This window comes from Aeromonas sp. R7-5 (assembly GCF_040908015.1).
Classification (GTDB): Bacteria; Pseudomonadota; Gammaproteobacteria; order Enterobacterales; family Aeromonadaceae; genus Aeromonas; species Aeromonas caviae.
This window is the reverse complement of sequence record NZ_JBFOCZ010000006.1, coordinates 19,112-40,854: the sequence shown is the minus strand read 5'-3', so window position 1 is coordinate 40,854 and position 21,743 is coordinate 19,112. Positions and strand designations below refer to the sequence as shown.

At 64.3% G+C, this 21,743-nt stretch carries 22 protein-coding genes; 11 read left to right on the top strand and 11 right to left on the bottom strand.

Annotated features, from left to right (window positions below; translation table 11 throughout):
* Positions 1 to 46 precede the first annotated feature (46 nt).
* Positions 47 to 517: an Lrp/AsnC family transcriptional regulator gene (locus AB5Y53_RS01075; RefSeq protein ID WP_010672715.1), complete on the bottom strand. Its 471-nt coding sequence runs from the start codon at positions 515 to 517 to the stop codon at positions 47 to 49.
* Between the two features lie 149 nt (positions 518 to 666).
* On the opposite strand from AB5Y53_RS01075, the gene AB5Y53_RS01070 reads away from it, so the two are divergent.
* Positions 667 to 1,185, top strand: a complete 519-nt coding sequence (locus tag AB5Y53_RS01070; protein ID WP_010672714.1) for a tyrosine-protein phosphatase — start codon at positions 667 to 669, stop codon at positions 1,183 to 1,185.
* Between the two features lie 6 nt (positions 1,186 to 1,191).
* Here the strand turns inward: AB5Y53_RS01070 and metA are convergent, their stop codons facing one another.
* Positions 1,192 to 2,139: a homoserine O-succinyltransferase gene (metA, locus tag AB5Y53_RS01065; RefSeq protein ID WP_010672713.1), complete on the bottom strand. Its 948-nt coding sequence runs from the start codon at positions 2,137 to 2,139 to the stop codon at positions 1,192 to 1,194.
* A 144-nt stretch (positions 2,140 to 2,283) separates the two neighbouring features.
* Here metA and AB5Y53_RS01060 point away from each other — a divergent pair, with 144 nt between their 5' ends.
* Positions 2,284 to 3,528, top strand: a complete 1,245-nt coding sequence (locus tag AB5Y53_RS01060) for an HD-GYP domain-containing protein (RefSeq protein WP_029313584.1) — start codon at positions 2,284 to 2,286, stop codon at positions 3,526 to 3,528.
* A gap of 28 nt (positions 3,529 to 3,556) precedes the next feature.
* A complete protein-coding gene (locus AB5Y53_RS01055) occupies positions 3,557 to 4,732 on the top strand; it encodes a CinA family nicotinamide mononucleotide deamidase-related protein (protein ID WP_368180979.1) in 1,176 nt (391 codons plus the stop codon).
* Here AB5Y53_RS01055 and AB5Y53_RS01050 read toward each other — a convergent pair.
* Entirely contained in the window at positions 4,729 to 5,244 is a 516-nt protein-coding gene (locus AB5Y53_RS01050; RefSeq protein ID WP_010672710.1) for a metal-dependent hydrolase, read from the bottom strand. The two genes, AB5Y53_RS01055 and AB5Y53_RS01050, sit on opposite strands and share 4 nt — an antisense overlap.
* Positions 5,245 to 5,638: 394 nt before the next feature.
* On the opposite strand from AB5Y53_RS01050, the gene AB5Y53_RS01045 reads away from it, so the two are divergent.
* The 3 genes from AB5Y53_RS01045 to AB5Y53_RS01035 all read left to right on the top strand — a co-directional run bounded on the left by AB5Y53_RS01045 (position 5,639) and on the right by AB5Y53_RS01035 (position 9,360).
* Complete coding sequence (locus tag AB5Y53_RS01045; protein ID WP_042864529.1) at positions 5,639 to 7,303, top strand: DUF342 domain-containing protein; 1,665 nt, start codon at positions 5,639 to 5,641, stop codon at positions 7,301 to 7,303.
* Positions 7,304 to 7,416: 113 nt separating this feature from the next.
* A complete protein-coding gene (gene yidA / locus AB5Y53_RS01040) occupies positions 7,417 to 8,226 on the top strand; it encodes a sugar-phosphatase (RefSeq protein ID WP_368180978.1) in 810 nt (269 codons plus the stop codon).
* A gap of 363 nt (positions 8,227 to 8,589) precedes the next feature.
* Entirely contained in the window at positions 8,590 to 9,360 is a 771-nt protein-coding gene (locus AB5Y53_RS01035; protein WP_039039802.1) for a gamma-glutamyl-gamma-aminobutyrate hydrolase family protein, read from the top strand.
* A 151-nt stretch (positions 9,361 to 9,511) separates the two neighbouring features.
* Here AB5Y53_RS01035 and AB5Y53_RS01030 read toward each other — a convergent pair whose 3' ends face one another.
* The 7 genes from AB5Y53_RS01030 to AB5Y53_RS01000 all read right to left on the bottom strand — a co-directional run bounded on the left by AB5Y53_RS01030 (position 9,512) and on the right by AB5Y53_RS01000 (position 14,888).
* Positions 9,512 to 9,916, bottom strand: a complete 405-nt coding sequence (locus AB5Y53_RS01030; RefSeq protein WP_368181061.1) for a hypothetical protein — start codon at positions 9,914 to 9,916, stop codon at positions 9,512 to 9,514.
* A 71-nt stretch (positions 9,917 to 9,987) separates the two neighbouring features.
* Positions 9,988 to 10,698 (bottom strand): HAD-IA family hydrolase, encoded by a 711-nt coding sequence (locus AB5Y53_RS01025; protein WP_182935149.1) that lies wholly within the window; start codon positions 10,696 to 10,698, stop codon positions 9,988 to 9,990.
* Between the two features lie 95 nt (positions 10,699 to 10,793).
* Positions 10,794 to 11,771 carry a tyrosine recombinase XerC gene (gene xerC / locus AB5Y53_RS01020; protein ID WP_368180977.1) on the bottom strand — a complete coding sequence of 326 codons (978 nt, stop codon included), beginning with the start codon at positions 11,769 to 11,771 and terminating at the stop codon, positions 10,794 to 10,796.
* Positions 11,764 to 12,444, bottom strand: coding sequence for a DUF484 family protein (locus AB5Y53_RS01015; RefSeq protein WP_368180976.1), 681 nt, complete (start codon positions 12,442 to 12,444; stop codon positions 11,764 to 11,766). Before AB5Y53_RS01015 ends, xerC begins: the two co-directional genes overlap by 8 nt.
* 79 nt (positions 12,445 to 12,523) lie before the next feature.
* A complete protein-coding gene (gene dapF, locus AB5Y53_RS01010; protein ID WP_029313578.1) occupies positions 12,524 to 13,354 on the bottom strand; it encodes a diaminopimelate epimerase in 831 nt (276 codons plus the stop codon).
* Between the two features lie 62 nt (positions 13,355 to 13,416).
* The gene (lysA, locus tag AB5Y53_RS01005; RefSeq protein ID WP_039039806.1) at positions 13,417 to 14,667 is read right to left on the bottom strand and encodes a diaminopimelate decarboxylase; all 1,251 of its coding nucleotides are present in this window, start codon (positions 14,665 to 14,667) and stop codon (positions 13,417 to 13,419) included.
* A 20-nt stretch (positions 14,668 to 14,687) separates the two neighbouring features.
* On the bottom strand, positions 14,688 to 14,888 hold the full coding sequence (locus tag AB5Y53_RS01000) for a lipoprotein (protein WP_010672699.1): 201 nt from the start codon (positions 14,886 to 14,888) through the stop codon (positions 14,688 to 14,690).
* Between the two features lie 73 nt (positions 14,889 to 14,961).
* Here AB5Y53_RS01000 and cyaY point away from each other — a divergent pair, with 73 nt between their 5' ends.
* Both cyaY and AB5Y53_RS00990 read left to right on the top strand, forming a co-directional pair.
* A complete protein-coding gene (gene cyaY, locus AB5Y53_RS00995) occupies positions 14,962 to 15,276 on the top strand; it encodes an iron donor protein CyaY (RefSeq protein ID WP_010672698.1) in 315 nt (104 codons plus the stop codon).
* The gene (locus tag AB5Y53_RS00990; protein WP_368180975.1) at positions 15,273 to 15,926 is read left to right on the top strand and encodes an alpha/beta hydrolase; all 654 of its coding nucleotides are present in this window, start codon (positions 15,273 to 15,275) and stop codon (positions 15,924 to 15,926) included. The genes cyaY and AB5Y53_RS00990 overlap by 4 nt, the downstream gene beginning before the upstream one ends.
* Before the next feature lie 187 nt (positions 15,927 to 16,113).
* Here the strand turns inward: AB5Y53_RS00990 and AB5Y53_RS00985 are convergent, their stop codons facing one another.
* On the bottom strand, positions 16,114 to 18,633 hold the full coding sequence (locus tag AB5Y53_RS00985) for a class I adenylate cyclase (protein ID WP_042879398.1): 2,520 nt from the start codon (positions 18,631 to 18,633) through the stop codon (positions 16,114 to 16,116).
* Between the two features lie 322 nt (positions 18,634 to 18,955).
* Here AB5Y53_RS00985 and hemC point away from each other — a divergent pair, with 322 nt between their 5' ends.
* The 3 genes from hemC to AB5Y53_RS00970 are packed head-to-tail and all read left to right on the top strand — an operon-like array spanning position 18,956 to position 21,739.
* Positions 18,956 to 19,885 carry a hydroxymethylbilane synthase gene (hemC, locus tag AB5Y53_RS00980; RefSeq protein WP_368180974.1) on the top strand — a complete coding sequence of 310 codons (930 nt, stop codon included), beginning with the start codon at positions 18,956 to 18,958 and terminating at the stop codon, positions 19,883 to 19,885.
* Positions 19,886 to 19,931: 46 nt separating this feature from the next.
* Positions 19,932 to 20,666: a uroporphyrinogen-III synthase gene (locus AB5Y53_RS00975; RefSeq protein ID WP_368180973.1), complete on the top strand. Its 735-nt coding sequence runs from the start codon at positions 19,932 to 19,934 to the stop codon at positions 20,664 to 20,666.
* Positions 20,663 to 21,739: a uroporphyrinogen-III C-methyltransferase gene (locus AB5Y53_RS00970; RefSeq protein WP_368180972.1), complete on the top strand. Its 1,077-nt coding sequence runs from the start codon at positions 20,663 to 20,665 to the stop codon at positions 21,737 to 21,739. The genes AB5Y53_RS00975 and AB5Y53_RS00970 overlap by 4 nt, the downstream gene beginning before the upstream one ends.
* Positions 21,740 to 21,743: the final 4 nt, after the last annotated feature.

Sequence of the window (21,743 nt, the reverse complement as noted above, 5' to 3'; positions counted from 1 at the left end):
CACAAAAAAACCGCCCTCGGGCGGTTTTTTCTTGCGGCTAGCCCCGTCAGGGGTGGGGGAAGCAGGGAAGCGAGCGGCTGAACCTGTGCTCGAACACCAGGGAGGTCTCGAGGTGCACCACCTCTTCCCGGGAGGTAAAGTGATCGAAGACGAAATTGCGCAGGTGTTCGGTATCGGAGACGCACAGGTGCACTAGGAAATCATCCTTGCCGCCCATGTGGAACAGGCTGATCACCTCGGGCAGGGCCAGGATGGCGTCGCGAAACGCATCAATGATCTGGCGGCTGTGACGGGCCAGTTGCAAGGAGACCATGGCCTGGATGTGACCGCCCAGGGCCTGGTAATCCACCTCGCAGTGCGCCCCCTTGAGCACGCCATCCTGCTGCAGCTTGCGCACCCGCTCCAGACAGGTGGACGGCGCCACCCCGACCAGGGCCGCCAAATCCTTGTTGGTCATGCCCGCATCGCGAAACAGATGGGCCAGGATGTCCAAGTCCAGTTGATCCAGGTTTCTCATCTTTACTCCTTGCATCGCTCGATTTTTTTAGACTCTGCCCGTAAACCGGGCCGAACACAACGCAGATTGACATCGCCTCCGGCCCCTCTATGCTGTGCCGCACCCGCGGGATGCCGATCCCGTTGACCCCGACCACCACGAGGAACCCCATGCTCAGTGCCCATCCCTTCTGGAGCCTGGACGTTCCACGGCTCGACGGCCAGCTCCTGCTCACCCCCTGCCCCGGCAGCCAGCAGGTCCCCATGGCCGACGCCCTTGCCCAGTTGCAGCTGGCCGGTGCCGGCGGGGTGCTGACCCTGATGACGGTGGAGGAGCTGGCCCTGTGCGGGCCCCTCTCTCTCGGGCAGCTGGTGCAGGCCAGAGGCATGAGCTGGTTCCATCTGCCCATTGCGGATGACGAGGCACCGGATGCCGCCTTCGAACAGGCCTGGCCCGGGGTGCAACCCCGACTGCTCGCCCTGCTGCGCGAGGGACGGCACCTTGCCATTCACTGCCACGGAGGAAGCGGGCGTACCGGGCTGGCGGCCGCCCTGCTGCTGATGACCCAGGGGCTGCCCCAGCAGGAGGCCATGACCCTCATCCGGGCCAGACGGCCACGCGCCTTCACCCTGGCCTGCCACCGTCACTGGCTCGATACCCGTGGGCGGCGGCTGGCCGGAGCGGACTGATGGGCTCTATCCCTTGGGCTGCTGGTAGGTAAACACCTTGCCGATGTCTTCCACCTTGTAGCTGGTCAACTGGTAGACGTAATAGTTGAGCCAGTTGGAAAACAGCAGGTGACCGTGGCTGCGCCAGGTGGCGCGCGGGGTCTGGCTTGGGTCGTTGTTCGGGTAATAGTTGACCGGAATGACGGGGGTGAGCCCGGCCGCCAGATCCCGCCGGTATTCCCCATCCAGGGTCAGGGCGTCATATTCCGGATGGCCGGTGACGAACACCTGGCGACAATCCTTGGTGGCGGCCAGATAGACGCCCGCCTCTTCCGACTCGGCGAAGATCTGCAGATCGGTGTGGGCGCGGATGAGATCCCCGTCGAAGGCCGCATAGCGGGAGTGGGGCGCCACGAATTCATCATCGAAGCCGCGCAGCAGCGCCTCGTGCTCGTCGAGGCGGTGGTGGCGATAGACCCCGGAGAGCTTCTCGCCGTGGGTCTGCTTTTCCATGCCGTACAAGGCTTTCAGCGCCGCCTGCACCGCCCAGCAGAGGAAGAGGGTGGAGGTGACATGCTGATGGGACCACTCGATGATCTCGACGATGCGGGGCCAATAGACCACCTCCTCGAACTCCACCAGCCCGAGCGGCGCCCCCGTGATGATCATGCCGTCGTAGTTGTTGCCTCTCACCTGCTCAAAATCGTGATAGAAGTTCTCCAGGTGCGCCTGGGGCGTGTTTTTCGACTCCCGATCGTCGATGCGCAACAGATCCACGTCCACCTGCAAGGGCGAGTTGGAGAGCATCCGCATCAGCTGGATCTCGGTTTCTATCTTCTTGGGCATCAGATTGAGGATGAGCACCCGCAGCGGGCGGATGTTCTGGGTGACGGCCCGGGATTCCGTCATCACGAAGATGTTCTCCTGCCCCAGCACTTCGGCGGCGGGCAACTGGTCCGGGATCTTGATCGGCATGCTGACTCCCTGTACTGCATCGGTAAATATGTCTGGACATCTAGAAGCCTATAATAAAGCGCTCCCGCTGTCATCAGATACCTTTTGTATTCACCCCGCCCTTTGACTAGCATACGGCTCAGTGTGTCCCTCGTGCCCAACCCCATGACAGGAATCAAGATCTCCGTAGAACGGCTGCAAGTCGGCAATTATGTCTCCCTGCCTTTGGGATGGCGTGAGCACCCGTTTCTGTTCTCCAGCTTCAAGCTCAAGAGCGAGGAGGAGATCGAGCTCATTCGTCGCCTTGGCCTCAAGCTGGTGACCATCATTCCTGACAAGAGCGACACGCCGCCCAAGCCCCTCGGCCAGACCCAGCCCCAGGCGGATGAGGTTGAGGGAGAGGGTCTCGTCGCCCGCCAGGAGGAGATGCAGCAGGAGAAACTGCGGCGCATCGAGCAGTTGCAGCGCTATCGCCGCGACCTGCAGCAGTGCGAGAAACAGTTCCGCCAATCCCTGGCCCAGGTGCGCAACCTCATGGGCAAGATCCAGTCCCGCCCCCTCAACGCCATCAGCGAGGCCCAGGAGCTGATCAACGCCATGACGGAGCAGCTCCTCTCGGTGGACGAGATGGTGCTGCACCTGGTCTCTGACAGTGATGATGGCAACAGCCTGCAGTTTCACTCCCTCAACGTCAGCGTGCTCAGCATGCTGCTCGCCCGGGAGTGCAAGTTGCCGGCCGAGGCAATCCGCCAGGTCGGCATGGGGGCCCTGTTCCACGACATCGGCAAGCTGAGGATCCCGAGCCAGATCCTGCGCAAGACGGAGCCGCTGACCAAGCCGGAGCAGAACCTGATGGCCCAGCATCCCCGCTACGGCCTGGAACTGCTGGGGCTGGTCAGCGATTTTCCGGAAGCGGCCAAGCAGATAGTGCAGAACCACCACGAGTACCTGGACGGCACCGGCCCCCAGGGGCTCAAGGGCGATCAGCTCGATCCCCTCACCCAGATCGTCTCCCTCATCAACGAGTACGACAACCTCTGCCACCTGGAGGCCAAGGTGCCCTACGCGGCCCTCGGCAGCCTCTACAAGCAGCGCAAGTCCCAGTTCAACGCCGATCACCTCGGCATGCTGATCCGGCTGATGGGGGTCTACCCCCCGGGCAGCGTGGTGCAGCTTTCCAACGGTCAGGTGGGGCTGGTGATGTCGGTCAACGCCTCCCGCCTGCTCTACCCCGCCGTGCTGGTATACGACCCCCGCATTCCGCGCCAGGAGGCGGCCATCATCGACCTCGACGCGGCCGGGCTGACCATCGCCAAGGTGATCCAGCCCAAACGCCTGCCCCCGGCGGTGTTCGAATACCTCAACCCCCGCACCCGGATCAGCTACTACTTCGAACACGGCAAGCCCTGAGAGGGCTGGCCCCACCCAAGGAGTCCCCATGCGCATCGAGATCATCAGCACAGGCGACGAGATAGTGACCGGCCTGGTGGTGGATACCAATGCCGCCTGGCTCAGCGCCCTCTTGCTGGAGCAGGGCTGGCAGGTGCGCCGCCGCGCCACCGTGGGGGACAACCTCGCGGATCTGACGGCCGTGCTGCAGGAGAGCGCCAACCGCGCCGAGGTGGTACTGGTGTGCGGGGGGCTCGGCCCCACGGCGGACGACCTCACCGCCCAGGCCGCGGCCGAGGCGTTTGACCAGCCCCTGACCCTGTTCCCGGACTGGCTCGCCACCATGGCCGAACGCTATGCCAGCCGGGGCCGCACCATGGCCCGGAGCAACACCAAGCAGGCCTGGCTGCCCCGGGACTGCGAGATCCTCGACAACCCGGTGGGCACCGCCTGCGGCTTTGTGGTCCGCCACCCGGCCAGCCATGGCCACAGCCGCCTCTTCTTCACCCCGGGCGTGCCGTTCGAGTTCAAGCAGATGGTGCGCGAACAGATCATGCCCCGCCTCAAGGCACTGGCCGGGGAAGAGACCGACACCGAGCTGCGCCGTTTCTACACCTTCGGCGTCTCGGAGTCCGCCCTCAGCGACATGCTGGATGCGGCCCCCTGGCCTGCCGGCATCGAGCTGGGCTACCGCTCCTCCATGCCTCTCATCGAGCTCAAGCTCATCGGCCACGGTGCCAGCACCGCCGACATGGACGCCGCCGAGGCGAGGCTGCTTGCGGCCATCGCCCCCTGGCTGGTGGGGCGTGGCAACGAGGCGCCTGCCAGCCAGATCCTGGCCCTGCTGGGGGAGCGGCCGCTGCACCTGCAAGAAGGAGAGAGCCGGGGCGCCCTGCTGGCCATGTGTCACGGGCACCCGGCCCTGACCGCCGGCTTCAGCCACACCCTGAGCGACGATCTGACTCAACTGGCGGTGCCCGCCGCCCCCCTGAGCCTCACCATAGGCCGTGCCGGGCCGGACGGCGTGCCGCTGCTGCTCTGCGCCGACGGGCAACTGCACGGCCAGACGCTCAAGGTCAGCCACCCGGATCCCGCGAGCGGTCGCCGGATCCTCGCCTTCGCCGCCCTCGACATGCTGCGCCGCCACCTGCTGGGGCTGCCGGTGTTCGCCGACTACCTCACCCTGACCCGAACGGCCACATGCCAGGAGGGCGCCCGGGGCTAGAAGTGAGCCAAGCCTGCACCGCCATGGACCCAGTACCCGGCGAGCGCCAGGGTCAGCAGGCAGAAGGCCCTCTCGTAACCCCCGCCGCTCTTGAGGGGCAGGCCGGGCAGGCGAAAGCGCCGACGCCAGGGCCAGAGCAGGGGAATGCCCATGGGGGTGAGCCAGTCCCCCAGCAGATGGCTGAGATAGCCCACGATGAGGGCATCCTTCACCGCCCCCGACAGTAACCAGGGGGCTTCCACCTGGGCCAGCCCCCAGACCCCCATCCCCACCGCCAGCAGGCTGTGGGTGAAGCCGCGATGGCCGAACAGCCGGGAGAGCGGCCCCGAGATCCAGGGCAGTTGCCGCCCGAGCAGGGAACGGGGGTGATCGAGATCCGGCAGCAGGGCGCTCGCCAGGGCCATGGGGACGATGTGCCACAGGCTGGCATCGGCCAGGGCCGGAGTCAGTTCGACTTTGTGGGCAAGCAGGACGCAGGTGACGGAAAACAGCAGGTGGCCTTGGGCGGTCATGGGGCTCGTTCGGTTGGACAGAAAAAGGGGCTGATCGATGGCGACCAGGGTCCTCGCCCTGGGGCGGCGGCAGATTAAAATCCTTCTCTTCCTGCCTGGCAAGGTGATTTGCATCGCCACTTTAAACGTGATGGACACTCTGGATAGCGAAAGAATAAAAAGTCAGCATATTGCGCTAAAAAACTGCAATGGAGCCCATGACATGGCCGGCTCCGCCCCTCTCCCGTCAGCCGATATTTCCTCAACCCGGCTCACCCATTTGCATTCAGATCGTTGACCCGGAAGGAAAAATACCCGAATACTGCGCGTTGGATCCGCCCCGGCGGCATTGGATGCCGGCAAGGAGAGGCCCCGGCATGGGGCAAACAGGACAGGGACAACGAAGGAGGGCCCGGTGTTAAGCAAAGCGTGGTTTCAGCTGTCGGCCGACATGAGCTATGTCTGCCTGCGCATCACCCCGGGCCTCACCGAGCCCATCCAGGAAAGCGACGTCCTGGCCCTGCTGCGACTCTCCAACTGTCGGCGCTACGAACCCCTCGGCGAGGGGATCCGCGAAGCCGTCACCCTGCTCAACGCCCTCATCGCAGAGCCGGATGCCCCCGCACATCCGCCAGTCCCCATTGCCCGGCGCCAGGATGCCAGGCTGCTCATCCAGGTGGACAAGGACCAGATGAGCGCCAGGGCGCAGATCACCGCGGACTGGGGCGGCCAGCCCCTGACCCTGGCCCGGTTGCAGGAGGCCCTGGCGGCCAGCACGGTCAAGCAGGGGGTGAGCGAGCGGCTGCTTGCCGCCGCCATCCAGGCAGCGGGTGAGGCGGCACCCGGTGCCCAGCTCAATCCCGTCATCGCCCTCGGCAAGGCCGCCAGACACGGCCTGGATACCCGCCTGGAGCGGCTGGTGGAGACCGCAGCCGAGCGGATCCTCAAACCCCAGGAGCGGGATCACGGCAAGGTGGACATGCGCGACCTCGGCACCCTGCTCACCGTCAAGGCGGGGGCGTTGCTGATGCGCAGGCACCCCGCCACCCAGGGCATCGACGGCTTCACCGTGACGGGCCAGACCCTGACCGCCCGCCACGGCAAGGAGAGCGCCATGACGCCGGGTGACGGCACCTGCCTCTCCCCCGAGGATCCGGACCTGCTGCTGGCGACCCGCCCGGGGCTCCCCTGTCAGGAGCGTGCCGGGATGCGGGTCGACGAGGTACTCAACGTCAAGCAGGTCGACATCCGCCACGGCCACGTCGAGTTCGAGGGATCGCTGCTGGTCACCGGGGACGTCATGCCCGGCATGCGCGTCAAGACCAGCGGGGACGTGGTGATCGGCGGCTTCGTCGAGGGCGGCTACATCGAATCCGGCGGCACCATCACGGTGCGCAACGGCATCATAGGGCGCAAGCTGGCGGACGACGAATACCTATGCCACCTCAACGCCGGGGGGGAGATCCACGCCAGCTATGCCCAGTACGCCAGGCTGGAGGCCGATGGCGACATCCATATCCTGAGCCAGCTCAGTCACTGCTATTGCCGCAGCGGCCAGGATCTCAAGGTGGGGGACAGCGCCATGCGCAAGGGGCACCTCATCGGCGGCATCAACATCGCCAATCGGCTCATCATGGCCCCGGTGCTCGGAGCCTCGGCGGCCAACCGGACCCGGTTGCAGATCCTCGGTGGCTATTTCAGCCAGAAGGAGCAGGAGCTGGCGCTGCGCCAGCGCAAACAGACCTGCGCCGAGCAGATAGACAAGCTGCAGGATCTCATCCTGCGTCTGCTGCAACTGCCCCGTGACAAGCGCAATCCCGAGACCCTGCAGAAGATCAAGGCGCTGCGCACCCGCCAGTTCGACGAGAGCAAGAGCCTGGACGAGCAGCTCGCCGAGGCGCAGCGGGAGCTGCAGGCGCTCATGGCCAACATGGACATCATCGCCACCCAGCGCCTCTTCCCCGGCGTCGAGGTGGAGATGGCCCACCACCACAACAGGGTCGACATCGAGCACGGCCCCATCCACTTCGCCATCCGGGAAGATCAGCTGCAACTGACCCCCTACCAGGGCCAGCGCTGAGGGGCAACGTGCCCCCGCGTCGGCAGGCGGCGTGATCCCGGCGGCGATTTTCGCTACACTCGGCCTCCCCATGGCCCCATCGGGCGGGCCGGCCAGACTCAGGTAGTGAGAAGATGTACAAGCTGATCGCATTGGATATGGATGGCACCCTGCTGACCCCAGAGGGCCGAATCTCCCCCCGCACCCAGGCCGCCATCGCGGCAGCCCGCGCCAGGGGCGCGACCGTGGTGCTGGCCTCCGGCCGCCCGCTGGAAGGCATGACCGCCGCCCTGACCGAGCTGGGCCTCACCGGCCAGGATGACTACGTCATCTGCTACAACGGCGCCCTGGTGCAGCAGGTATCCGAGCAACGCATCATCCGCAGCCAGTTGCTGACCGGCAGCGATGCCCGTGCCATCGCCCACCTGGCCTGTGAGCTGGGGGTGAACATCCACGGCTTCTCCGTCCGCCAGGGGCTCATCAGCCCAAAGATCAGCCCCTACACCGAGCACGAATCCCGCCTCATCGGTCAACCCATCAACCTGGTGGACTTCGCCACCCTGCCCGACGACGAGCAGATCATGAAGGTGATGATGATTGACCCAGAGCCCCTGCTCTCCCGTGCCATCGCCCAGCTGCCCGCCGAACTCCACGAGCGCTATACCGTGGTGCGCAGCGCCCCCTACTTCCTCGAGTTCATGAACAAGCGCAGCAACAAGGGCACCGGCGTCGCCGCCCTGGCCGAGCACCTGGGGCTGGATGCCTCCCAGGTGATCGCGGTGGGAGATGCGGGCAACGATCACCACATGATCGCCTACGCCGGACTCGGGGTCGCCATGGGCAACGCCACCGACGAGATCAAGGCGCTGGCACAGCACACCACGGGGCGCAACGATGAAGACGGGGTCGCCCAGGTGATCGAGCGTTTCATCCTGAACGCCTGAGTCGACAAGGGGCCCTGTGGGCCCCTTCTGCTATCCGGCCACCCGGCCAGATGTTTAATATATCCACCATCAAATCTCTCGCCGCACCAGACATCCCCCCTCAAGCCCCTTTAAATGGGACTCATAGCCGTATCCCGGCATCAATTGTTAACATAACCGCATCATTTTGTTTGACATATTGAACGGCCTTGGCAGACTGGAGGCAGGATCCAGGCTGTCGTTGCCAAGGCTGACCGACGATTCTGGCACGCTGGCGCGACCCTGATCCCACGACCATGCCTTGAGGCATGCCCTTGCGAGCCGAGGCGGCAAGGGCCTTCCCAAGGCGCAGGATGAGACCGCCAAGGATAGCCAAGGTGACCTATGCCCAACCCCAGTGCCCATAACAAACCCGTCGTGCTGATGACCATGGGGGCCCAGGCCCGCAGTGGCCACGCCTACCAGGTCATGACCCACAAATACATCAAGCCTCTGGTGGAGATCAGCGGCTGCGTGCCGCTGCTGGTGCCCACCTGCTGTGGCACCGAGGATCTGGAGCAGTATCTGGACCTCGCCGACGGGGTCTATCTAAGCGGTGCCGGATCCAACATCGATCCTGCCCTCTATGGCCAGGAGAACCTCACCCCGGAGAAGCCCCAGGACAGGGACAGGGATCTGTTCGATATTCCCCTGGTGCGCGCCGCCCTCGACCGTGGCCTGCCGATCCTCGGGATCTGCCGCGGCATGCAGGAGATCAACGTGGCCCTGGGGGGCGACATTCACCAGAAGGTCTATTGCGAGCCGGGTTATGACGATCATCGGGAGGATGCGGATGACCCGGTGGACGAGCAGTATGGCGAGAGCCATCAGGTCGAGCTGGTGCCCGGTACCTGGCTGGCCGAGCTGATGGGGCAGCCGTCGATTCCGGTCAACTCCCTCCATGGGCAGGGGATCAAGACGCTGGCCAAGGGGCTGGCCCCCCTGGCCCATGCCGAAGACGGGCTGATCGAGGCGATCCACGCTCCCGCCCTCTCCCCCTTCCTGCTGGCGGTGCAGTGGCACCCGGAGTGGAAGGCCAGCGAGAACCCCCACTCCATCAAGCTCTTCACCGCCTTTGGCGACGCCTGCCGCCGGTTCAGGCAGCAGGTCGGCTAGTCGCCGACCCCTTGCCCTTGAGCCTGGGCAGGGCCCCGTGCATCGGGGGCTGCCCGGAGTCATCCGACGTGACGGGCCTGTGACCCCCCCACGCCATCAAGCTGTCCACTGCCTTCGGAGACGCCTCCTGCCCATTCAGGCAGCAGACGGGCTAGTCGCCGAATCCCTTGCCCTTGAGCTTGGGCAGGGCTCCGCGATCAGGGCGCAGGGTTCGGCAGACATCCAGCCCCTTGAGGCCCCGCTGGATATGGTCCGGGGCCTGCCCGAGCACCATGCCGTTGCCGCGATAGAGACGGGTATCCTCCAGCTCGAACAGCTCGCCGCCGATGAGCAGTTGCTCCCGGCCATTCACCACCTTGCCCCGTTTCAGGGGCAGGGTCATGTCCACCTGGATTTCGCCGGTGGCACACCCCTCGCGCCAGCGCGCCTCGTCGGAAAACGGGGAGATGGCGATCTCCCGCCAGGATCCGTCCCTGAACTCCATCCGGTAACGGTCTTGCACCAGATCGCATCCCGCCAGCATCATGGGGATCGCCAGCCAGATGACACCCTTCATTCCCTTCACGCCCTTGCTCCCTTGTTGTTATTGCCAGATATAGATCACGGAATCTGTCCCTCATCCCCAGCTCAGAGCAGCAGGGTGGCCAGATCCTGCAGCTGTCCCAGCTCCACATCCGGCAGCAGCGACAGCGACTGCCAGGACTGACCGCTCTCGTTGAGCCAGGCGGCCCGAAAGCCGTGCAGCCTGGCCCCCAGCACGTCGGTCACCGGGTGATCCCCCACATGAAGGATGCGGCCGGGGGCCAGCCCCAGGGCCTCTTGCACCTGCACGAACATGTCGGGTGCCGGTTTCATTCTGGCTCCCGCTCCCGCCTTGCAGACCAGGGTGAAGTAGCCAGCCAGACCCGCCTGCTCCAGATCCAGGTTGCCGTTGGTGATCACCGCCAGCGGGTAGCGCGCCGCCAGACGAGCCAGCAGGGCGTGAGTCGCCTCGCTCACCTCTATCTTCGAGCGCTCGGTCATGAAGCCGGTGAACACCGCCCGGGCCTGCTGCTCCGCCAGCCCGGGCTCCATGCCCCCCTGCACCAGGGCCTCGCGAATGCCCCGCTGGCGCGCGAGGCTGACGTCGTGGCTCAGCGCCGGGTGGTCCAGCAGCAACTGGCGCTTGAGCGCGAGCCAGCGCGGCTTGTCCAGCATGGCGGTAGCCAGGTATTCGCTGCGCAGGTGGTCCAGCATCCACTGTTCCGCCCGCGCGATGGCGGGGCCGTTGTCATAGAGGGTGTCGTCCAGATCGAACGAGATGGCGGCCACCGGCTGCCAGCGACGGTAAAACTGCATGGCTGTTCCTCTTTACTCCTCATCCTCTGGCGTTGCGGGCTCCCGCCTGACCCAGGCGACGTGGAGATTGTCATCCCCGCAGATCGCACACCACATCACTCATCCTCCGGCGTTTCCGGATCCCGCTTCGCCCGCGGGTGGGCACTGTCATATACCTTGGCCAGATGCTGGAAGTCGAGGTGGGTATAAATCTGGGTGGTGGAGAGATCCGCATGCCCCAGCAGCTCCTGCACCGCCCGCAGATCGCCGGAGGATTCCAGCATGTGGGTGGCGAAGCTGTGGCGCAGCTTGTGGGGGTGCACGTGGGCATTGAGCGCCTGCTTGTTGCCCCAGCCGTCGAGCCGCTCCTGTACCGAGCGGGCCGAGAGCCGCTGCCTGCGCTTGGAGACGAACAATGCTTCCCCCTCGTCACCGGCCAGCAGGGGGCGTACCTTGAGCCACTTGTGCAACCACTCCACCGCCATCCGCCCGATGGGCAGCACCCGCTCCCGCGAGCCCTTGCCGATCACCCTGAGCTGGCGCTCCTCGAGCTTCACGTCCGCGAGGTTGAGCCCCACCAGCTCGGCAAGACGCAGGCCGGAGGAGTACATCAGCTCCATGATGGCGCGATCCCGCACCGCCAGCGGATCCTGCTCGTCGGTGATGTTGAGCAGCTGGTACATCTCGTCCACGTCCAGGTTCTTGGGCAGGGGCCGCCCCTGCTTGGGGGTGACGATGCCCCGCGCCGGGTTGGCGGTGAGCCGCCCCTGGCGCACCTGCCAGTCGCAGAAGCTGCGCAGGGCCGACACCTTGGTGGCAAGGGAACGGGGCGCCAACCCCCCCTTGTGCATCCGGGTCACCAGGCTGCGCACCTGGCTCGCCTCGAGCCGGGCCCAGTCGTCGACCCCGAGCTTCACCAGCTCGGCGGTCATGGCTTCCAGGTGGGCCTGATAGTTGCTGCGGGTGTGGGGGCTGAGCTGGCGCTCGACCCTCAGGTATTCGATAAAGGCGTCCAGCTCCCCCGCCAGTGCGACCGGCAGAGGGTCGGCGGCAGGAAGCACCTTGGTAGGGGATCGGGTCGTTGCCTTAGCCACAGGCCAGCTCGGGCAGACGCAGCTGCAGCAGACGCCCCAGCTGACCCAGCAGCAGGGTGTCGTTGTGAGGGGTGAAGTGGCTGGGATCCGAGCTCGCGAAGGCCAGCACGCCGAGCTCCCCGAGCCGCATCAGGGCCACCGAGTTGACCAGCACATCATTGCCAAACAGCGCCTGCTTCTCGCTCTGGTTGAGGCGACCGAAATAGTAGTCCGTGCCGGGCAGGCGCTGCCCCAGCAGTTGTTCGAGCTGTTTGCCCTGCGCCAGGAAACGCTGCTCGGGGCCGCTCAGCTGGAAATGCCTGGGATTGAGCCAGAGCCGCAGGCCGGTGAGTCGCAGCCGCTGGACGAAGGCCTTGCCCATCACGGCGCTCAGCTCGAACAGGGTCTGGCAACCGTAGATCTCCCCGTAGAGATCCGCATAGACCCGGAAGATCCGCTCGTTCTCGCTGGCGACCCCCATCAGTTCGGTGATCTCCTGCTCCAGCTGCTCGATGCGCTCCCGCTGTCTGTCCAGCTGGCGCTCCACCAGGGAGATGGTGCCCTTTTGCGCATGGGGAATGCGGATCTTGTCCAGCATGGCCCCGTGACGCAGGAAAAACTCGGGATAACGGGCCAGGTACTCCAGCACTGTGGCTTCATCCACCAGTGATTCCTGCCGTTTGAGTTCGCTCATAACTTGGTTGATCCATCCGAAAAAGGGGCCAAGGGCCCCGATATGATCCGTTGATGGAGCGGGATCACCCGCTCCTTGTCTACAACTCTATCTGGCCGTCAAAGACGTGCTCGGCCGGCCCCGTCATGTAGACGGGCTGACCCGGTCCCTTCCAGGCGATGGTCAGCTTGCCACCCGGCAGGGTGACGGTGACCCGTTCCTTGAGCTTGCCCTGGCTGATGCCTATCACCACGGCCGCACAGGCCCCGGTCCCGCAGGCCAGGGTCTCCCCCACCCCGCGCTCGAAGACCCGCAGCTTGATCTCGCTGGCGTTGACCATCTCCATGAAGCCGACGTTGACCCGCTCGGGGAAGCGCTCGTGGCGCTCCATGATGGGTCCCAGGGTCTCCACCGGCGCATCGGCCACCGAGGGCACCTCGATGACGCAGTGAGGGTTGCCCATGGAGACGGCACCGCACATCACGGTGTGATCCTGGGCCCGCAGCAGATACGTCTTCTCCGCCTTCTGGGCACGGAACGGGATCTTGCCCGGCTCGAACTGGGGCACCCCCATGTTGACCGTGACCTGGTTCTCCCCTTCCAGCTGCAGAGTGATGCGGCCCCGGGCGGTGCTGACCGCGATGCGATCCCGGTTGACCAGCCCCTTGAGACGCACGAAACGGGCGAAGCAACGGGCCCCGTTGCCGCACTGTTCCACCTCGCTGCCGTCGGCATTGAAGATGCGGTAGTGGAAGTCGAGCTCGGGGTCATAGGGCGGCTCCACCAGCAACAGCTGGTCGAAGCCGATACCGAAGTGACGATCCGCCAGCTTCTTGATGATGTCGTTGCTGAAGAACACCTTCTGGGTGACGCCATCCACCACCATGAAGTCGTTACCGAGGCCGTGCATTTTGGAAAACTCAATCAACATCGCGCGTTCCTGTCTCACCGTTAATCACGCTCTCACATGGAGGAACGCTGAAAATCCATCCATCACGGCAGCAGGTGCTCGCCACGCCAGAGATCCGCCAACTGCTCCCGCTCACGGATGAGGTGCGCCTGGTCACCGTCCACCAGCACCTCGGCCGCACGGGGTCGGGTGTTGTAGTTGGAGGACATGGTAAAGCCGTAGGCGCCAGCGGAACGCACCGCCAGCAGGGAGCCCTCGGCAATCGCCAGGGTACGCTCCTTGCCGAGGAAGTCGCCGGTCTCGCACACCGGGCCCACCACGTCATAGAGTGCCTTCTCGTGGGTCGCCCGGCTGTCCACCTCGATGATGTTCATCCAGGCGCCGTAGAGGGAGGGGCGCAGCAGATCGTTCATGCCGGCGTCGATCAGGGCGAAGTTGCGGGTCTCGCCGGGTTTGAGGAACTCGACCCGGGTCAACAGCACACCTGCGTTGGCGACGATGGCGCGGCCCGGTTCGAACAAGAGGGTCAGATCCCGGCCCGCCAGCTTCTGCTTGAGCGCCTCGGCATACTCGGTGGGGTGCGGCGGCTGCTCGGCGCCGTAGTTGACCCCCAGACCGCCGCCCACGTCCAGGTGATGGATGTGGATGCCTTCCGCCGCCAGCTCGTCGATGAGCTTCAGCAGCTTGTCCGCCGCCTCCATAAAGGGATTCAATTCAGTGAGTTGCGAGCCGATGTGGCAATCCACCCCCTTGATCTCGATGTGGGCCATGGCCGCTGCCTTGCGGTAGATGGCGGGCGCCTGTTCGATGGGGATGCCGAATTTGTTCTGCTTGAGGCCGGTGGAGATATAGGGGTGCGTGCCTGCGTCGATGTCCGGGTTGACCCGCACCGAGACCCGCGCCTTCTTGCCCATGCTGCCTGCGACCCGGTTCAGGCGCTCCAGCTCGGCTTCGGACTCCAGGTTGAAGCAGAGGATCTCTTTTTCCAGCGCAAGGCGCATCTCGGCTTCGCTCTTGGCGACGCCGGAGAAGACCACCTTGGCCGGATCACCGCCCGCCGCCAGCACCCGGGACAGCTCGCCGCCGGAGACGATGTCAAAGCCCGAACCGAGGCGTGCCAGCAGATTGAGCAGGGCCAGGTTGGAGTTGGCCTTGACCGCATAGCAGATCAGGTGGGGAATGTCGCCAGCCGCCTGGTCGAAGGCATGCCAGTGGCGTTCCAGGGTGGCGCGGGAGTAGACATAGAGCGGAGTGCCGTACTGGTCGGCAAGCTGTTGCAGGGGAAGCTGTTCGGCCTGAAGCTGACCGTCTGCGTCGTAGTTAAAGTGATCCAAGGGGGCGGTTCCTTCCTAGATTATTGCGGCGCGGCCTCTGAGGCCGGTGTAGCGGTCGCAGGCGAGGCGGCTTGCGGTGTACTCTCTGTCTTGGGCTGTGTCTGCTCTGCAGGTGCGGGCTGTTCGGCCGGCGGCATGTAGAGCGGCCCCGTCAGGCCACAGGCGGCCAACCCGAGCGACAGCGACGCGGCAAACAGGCACTTGGTGAACTGGGTAATCATAATGGTTCGCTGCGAAAAAATTTTTGGCCCTCTATAATCGCACTCACATTGTTAAAAGCAACAGGATAAACCGATGAAGGATCACGAGTATCACGCCCTGACCGACGCCTTTTTCCAGTATGTGGAAGACACCATCGACGAGGGGTATCCGGATATCGACTGCGAACGCGCCGGCGGGGTGCTGACCTTGAGCTTCGAGAACAAGACCAAGGTCATCATCAACAAGCAGGAGCCCCTGCACCAGATCTGGGTCGCCACCCGGGAGAACGGCTTCCACTTCGAGCTGCGCGGTGACAGCTGGATCGACAACCGCTTCGGCGACGAGCTCAAGGCACTGCTGACCCGGGCCTGCACCACCCAGGCCGGCGAGCCCGTGGTCTTCTCATGACGGATCTGCATCCCGAAGGTGCCCGCCATGCGGTGATCTGGCTGCACGGGCTGGGGGACTCCGGCGCCGGCCTCGCCCCCCTGGTGGAGGCGCTGGCCCTGCCCGCCGACCTGCCCGTCCGCCATCTGCTGCCGGATGCGCCCGAGCGCCCCATCACCATCAACATGGGCTACCGGATGCGCGGCTGGTACGACATCAAGAGCTTCGAGGATCCGGCGGATCGCGCCGTGGAGTCCCATGTCAGGGAGTCAGCGGCCCGTATCGCCTCGCTGATTGAACAGTTGGTGGCCGAGGGTTTCGCCCCCGAGCGCATCGTGCTGGCCGGCTTCTCCCAGGGGGGCGTCATCGCCTCCTTCACCGCCCTGCGCCATCCGGTGCCACTGGCAGGCCTGCTCTGCATGTCCACCTATCTAGCGGTACCCGATGCCCTGCCCGGCGAGATGAGCGAGGCGGCCCGCGCCCTGCCCATCTGCTACATGCACGGCATCTATGACGACGTGGTGAACCTCTCCATGGGCTGGGACGCCAAGAACCGGCTGGAAACGGCGGGACTCAGCCCCGAGTGGCACGAATACCCCATGCGCCACGAGATCTGCCGCCCCCAGCTGGGCGACATTCGCAGCTGGTTGCTGGCCCGCCTCGGCGCCTGATTGTCGGATAACGGGTAAGACAACGGCCTGCATCAGCAGGCCGTTTGCTTTCATCCCTGACGGCGATGCTCGGCGGCATCCCCCACTGGCCGCGGCCCCCTCCACACCAGATTCCCGCACCACGGATACGACAAAGGCCTGCATCATGCAGGCCGTTTGCCATCTTGCCGGTGCTGTTATCAGCGCATCATCCTACTTCCCGCGCCGCTCCTGGGGTGTCCCGCTGCGGGCTCTGGCTGCGGTAGGGGATCACATCGAGTTTGTCACCCACCTGCACGATTTCGTAGTACTGGGGCAGGTTGAAGTTGCTGAACTGACCCGCATTGCTGAATCGCTCGTGACCCGAGGTGTAGAACCGGTTCACCCCCTGTACCAGTTCGTCCTTGTTGCCGGCAAAGTGCTGGTAGATCTCCACCCGGTTCGCCTCGTCCAGGATATAGATGTTGGTGCCTGCATCCCGGGTATCGAAGAAGAACTGCACCAGCCCTTCGCTGGCGTAGGCGTCGACGATGCCGGGCAGGTGCTGGCTGTGAGTCTTGTCGAGGCGCAGCGGCAGGTGATCCAGCTTGTTGTGGGAGATGTGGCGGTAGAAGTCGATGGCGTTTTCCAGCTTCTTGACCGACACCCCGCGCCGCTCGAAGAAGATGCCGTACTTTTCCTTGCCGAGCGCCAGCGTCTTGACCAGCTGCTGCTTGTCCCGGGCCAGGCGCAGCTCGATGCATTCAGCCACAAGCTGCTGGAAGCGGGTGCGCACCAGGGAGCGGAAGTGCTGGCTGTAGCAGAACACCTCGATCATCTCGGGGGCCGCGGCGTCCTGGTGCATCTTGCCGAGGATGGTGGTGAGGGCGTCCACCACGGCTTCCTCCCCTTCGAAGTGCAGGGTGCGGATCTCGCTCCAGGAGTTGCGATAGACGAGATCCACGGATCCCACCAGACACTCCTGGTTGCGACCGAACGAGAAGACATCGGCGGCGTTGGCATCGAACTCGATCACCTGCCCCACCCAGTGGCTGGACGGGTCCGTCTCCAGGTTCAGGAAGATGGAGAGCTGGCGGATCTCGCACGGCCGGCTCAGGGCCAGGTTGGTCGCGCGGGGATACTTGACCGGGAAGGTGCCGGAGAGATCGCGACAGAACTGATGCAGGTTGTCGATGTGCAGATCCGAGCCCTGGTTGAACAGGTGCACCCGGGACTGGGGCGTCAGCAGGCCGTTGAAATAGGCCCAGGCCACCAGCTTGCTGATGTAGCCGTTATATTCGAGCGGCGCCCGGCCGATGATGTCGGCGGGTTCGAGGGAATGCTTGTAGAGATACCAGCCGGCGCGATTCAGGCGGCCGTGGGGTACCTGTACCAGGCTGAGATCCGGCTCGCCGAGATCCGGCGCAATCTTGAGGTTGATTCGCTGTACCTTGCCCGGCAGGCTCTCGAATGCGGCATAGAGCTTGCGCGACAGGATGCCGATGTCTTCCGGGTTGATGGACTCGCTGATGTTGTTGCGCCGGGCGAACTGGATGAGGTTGCGGTAGCTCTGCATCAGGGCCTCCAGCAACTCGGCGTAGGCCACCTTGACGTCCTCGACCTTCCACTCCTGGCGGTGATCAAGGTGGTAAAGGCGCTCCGGACTCCAGCCCCAGTAGGCCACCAGCTGGGCCATCTGCTCCCGGCGCCAGTCCGGGGAGTGATCTTCCTTGGGATGGCTCAGCCCGTCGCACACCTTCAGATAGAAGCAGCGACGCACCAGATCGAGGCGCTGCATGTCGCCGATGGACTTGAGGTAGTTGGTCACCTTGTCCAGCATCAGGCAGTAGTTGTCGAGGCGGTAGTGCATCCCCTCGTTGTGCTGGAACCAGTCGCGACTGGTCACCGACAGCAGCCGGGTGTTGGGATACTCGTGGGAGTAGGCCTCCATCAGCACCGACTTGAGTACCGCCTTGTAGGGGGAGTCGATCCCCTTGTAGAGCTGCCACAGGGCGGACCCGAAATACTCCTCGGCAGGAATGCGATCAAAGCCCCCCAGATCGAGCCAGTCATCCTGGCTCAACTTGCCGTGGGCAAACAGGCCATTGACGTAGTCGTCGTAGTGATCGTCATATTCGGCCGGCACCAGATACCAGAGCAGCCGCTTGCCGGCGATGTGCATGGCGCTGCGGTAGAACTCGTCGAGCAGCAGCAGGTGCTGGGCGCTGCCGCAGCTCTCCCCCTGCATCTGGGCATCGTTGCGCTGACGGAACTTGTCTTCGGGGATCAGGAAGAAGTTGAGATCGACCCCCCGCTGCTCGGCCCACATGGAGAGGTGCTGGCACTTCTGTTCCAGCAGGGCGAGGCGCTCGCTCGACAGACCGGCCACGTGACAGACCCAGATGTCGAGATCCGAGTGGCAGCACTGACCGATGGAGGAGGTGCTCCCCATGGAGTAGAGGCCCTGAATGGACTTGTCGTGGGTACTGAGACCGCCCTGGCAGTTGGCGTTCTGGCAGAGATCCTGGATGAAGGCCTGCTGGGCCTCGTTGGCGACAAAACTCCAGATACCATGAGGCACATCCCCTGCCACATAACCGGGCAACAGGGGGTGATTGAAGTGCAGCATGACAGGCAGCAAGTGGAAAACCTGCTGCCCGTAGCGACTCATGAGATCCAGCGCTCGTTGCGTCTTGAGACGATTGAGTTCGTCGTAGCGCGCCACCAGCGTGTCGAGTTTAACCAGCAATGCCCTACCTATGGGGAAGAGAAATGACGCACCAAAACGGGGAGACGTCAAAAAAGTGTGATCATGTTAACAATGCAAACAGCAGTGGTAAACAAGCCCGCACACAATCACCGGATTATTTCTGACCCCGTTCGTAACGGTATCAGCGGAAAGCAATAAAATTGCTTACTTTCAATAACTTAAAATCAATTATTGGCTGAATGAAAATAATTTTCAGCCCCCGTTTTTGAGCTTGGCCCCGCTTTTGCGGGCTGCGCCATGAAAGCCCCTGCAAAGGGTGGTAAGATCGTTTTCCTCTCAAAAGATGAAACAACTGATTGATATGGCAGCCCGAACCCTGAGAATTGCCACTCGAAAGAGCCCACTGGCCCTGTGGCAGGCCAATTTTGTGAAAGATCGGCTGGAGGCACTCCATCCGGATCTGCAGGTCGAACTGGTGCCCATGAGCACCCAGGGTGACAAGATCCTCGACACCCCCCTCGCCAAGGTCGGCGGCAAGGGGTTGTTCGTCAAGGAGCTGGAGACTGCCATGCTGGAAGGGCGTGCCGACATCGCCGTTCACTCCATGAAAGACGTACCAGTGGAGTTCCCCGACGGACTCGGCCTGCACACCATCTGTGAGCGCGAAGACCCGCGCGATGCCTTTGTTTCGAACCATTTCAACCAGATAGACGAGCTGCCTCAAGGGGCCGTGGTCGGCACCTCCAGCCTGCGTCGCCAATGCCAGCTGCGCGCTGCCCGCCCTGATCTCGTGATCCGCGACCTGCGGGGCAACGTCAACACCCGCCTCGCCAAGCTGGATGCCGGTGAATATGACGCCATCATCCTGGCCGCCGCCGGCCTGAAACGGCTGGAGATGGCCCATCGCATCGCCGCCTTTATCGAGCCCGAGCAGAGCCTGCCCGCCAACGGCCAGGGGGCGGTCGGCATCGAATGCCGCCTCGACGATCACGAGCTGCACGCCCTGCTGGCGCCGCTCGAACACCCCGAGACCCGCGCCCGGGTGCTGACCGAGCGCGCCATGAACCGCGCCCTGCAAGGGGGCTGTCAGGTGCCCATCGGGGCCTATGCCCTGGTACAGGGAGAAGAAGTATGGCTGCGTGGCCTGGTGGGCAGCCCGGACGGTGCCCGCGTCATTCGCGACGAGATCCGCGGCCCCCTGGCAGAGGGCGAGGCACTGGGCCACACCCTGGCCCAGCGCCTGCTGGCCGCCGGCGCCGACGTCATCCTGGCCGAGGTCTACCGGGCATGAGTGCAGTACGGACCGGTTCGCGGTCATCTGCCCGGAGCGCCCCCTGATGGTCCCCCTGGTGGTGCGCCCGGCCGCCCAGGCCAACCAGCTGGTGCAGATGCTGCACCAGTTGGGTCATGCACCGCTCTGCTGTCCGTTGCTGGAAACCCGGCCGGGATGCGACCTCCCTCACCTGGGTGACATGCTGCGGGAGGCGGACCTCGTTATCGCCGTCAGCATGCATGCCGTTCATTTTGCACATCATTTTCTGTTGCAAACTGGTCAGACCTGGCCACATATTGATTACTTTGCAGTCGGCCAGGCGAGTGCGGATGCCTTTGCCGAAGTGGGCGTGCGGGCGATCTGCCCGGACGACCCGCGCAGCGAGGGACTGCTGGCCCTGCCCGAACTGCAGCAAGTGAGCGGCAAGCGGGTGGTGATCCTGCGCGGCAACGACGGGCGGGATCTCATCGCCCGGACGCTGGCCTCACGGGGCGCACTGGTGCACTATTGTGCCACCTACGAGCGCCACTACCCCGATCTTGACGGGGATGCATTGACCCGCCACTGGCAGGCAGCCGGGCTCGACAGCCTGCTCATTACCAGTGGCGAACTGTTGCAGCGGTTGCTGGCCCTGGTGCCCGGCCCGCAGCACCCCTGGCTTTATGACCGCCTGCTGGTGGTGCCCAGTCCCCGGGTGGCCGAGATGGCAGAAGGGGCTGGTTTTACCCGTATCGTGATTGCCCAAGGTGCATCCAACCAGGCTCTGGTGGCCGCCCTGGAACTGAGGAAGATGGAATGACTGAACAGCAAGAAGTCCAGCCGAGTGCCGCGGCCACCGTGGCCGACAACAACAAGCCCGCGCCCGGAACGACAGGGAGCAAGAAGGGCAGCTCTGGCACCGTGCTTGGCGGCATCGCCATCCTGCTGGCCCTGGGGCTGGCCGGTGGTCTCTATGTGCACGGACACCAGAACGCCGTTGCCCAGCAGGCCGAACTGGTAGCCCTCAAGCAGCAACTGGCCGACGCCATGACCAGGATTGATCAGGGCAGCAGCAAGGATGCCGAACAGATCGGTGCCCTCGGCAGGAGCCAGCAGCAGTTGCAGGAGGCGCTGGACGCCTTGCAGACCAAGGTGCTGGATCTGGACGACAAGCGCCCCAATGACTGGATGCTGGCGGAATCCGAATACCTGGTGCGCATGGCGGGCCGCAAGCTGTGGCTCGAACACGACATCGTCTCCGCCATCACATTGCTCGGCAACGCCGACGAGCGCATCAAGGCGCTCAACGACCCCAGCCTGATGCCCATTCGCAAGGTGCTGGCGGAAGACATCGCCAAGCTCAAGGGGATGCCGCGGGTCGATCGCGAGGGGTTGACCCTGAAGCTGGCCGCCCTCTCGGACCAGATCGAGCTGCTGCCCCTCTCCACCGTCAGCATGCCGGAAGCCAAGAGCGAGCCCGACCAGACCGTCAGCACCAACCCGGACGAGTGGCAGAGCAACCTGAAGAAGAACTGGGTCAAGTTCACCGAAAACTTCATCACCATCCGTCGCCGCGATGGCGCCGTGGAAGCCCTGCTCTCGCCACAGCAGGAGATCTTCCTGCGGGAGAACCTCAAGACCAAGCTGCTGCAGGCCCAGCTCGCCGTCTATCGTGAACAGCAGTCCCTCTATGTCGACAGCCTGGAGAAGGCCCAGCGCTGGCTGACCCAGTATTTCGATGCCGACAACAGCGCCACCCAGTACATGCAGTCCGAGCTCGACAAGCTCAAAGGCGAGCAGATCCAGTTTGACTACCCGGATCAGTTCAAGACCCAGACCATGCTGGAACAGGTGCTGACCGAACGCCTGCAACGCATCCTGGCCGGCAACTGAGGAG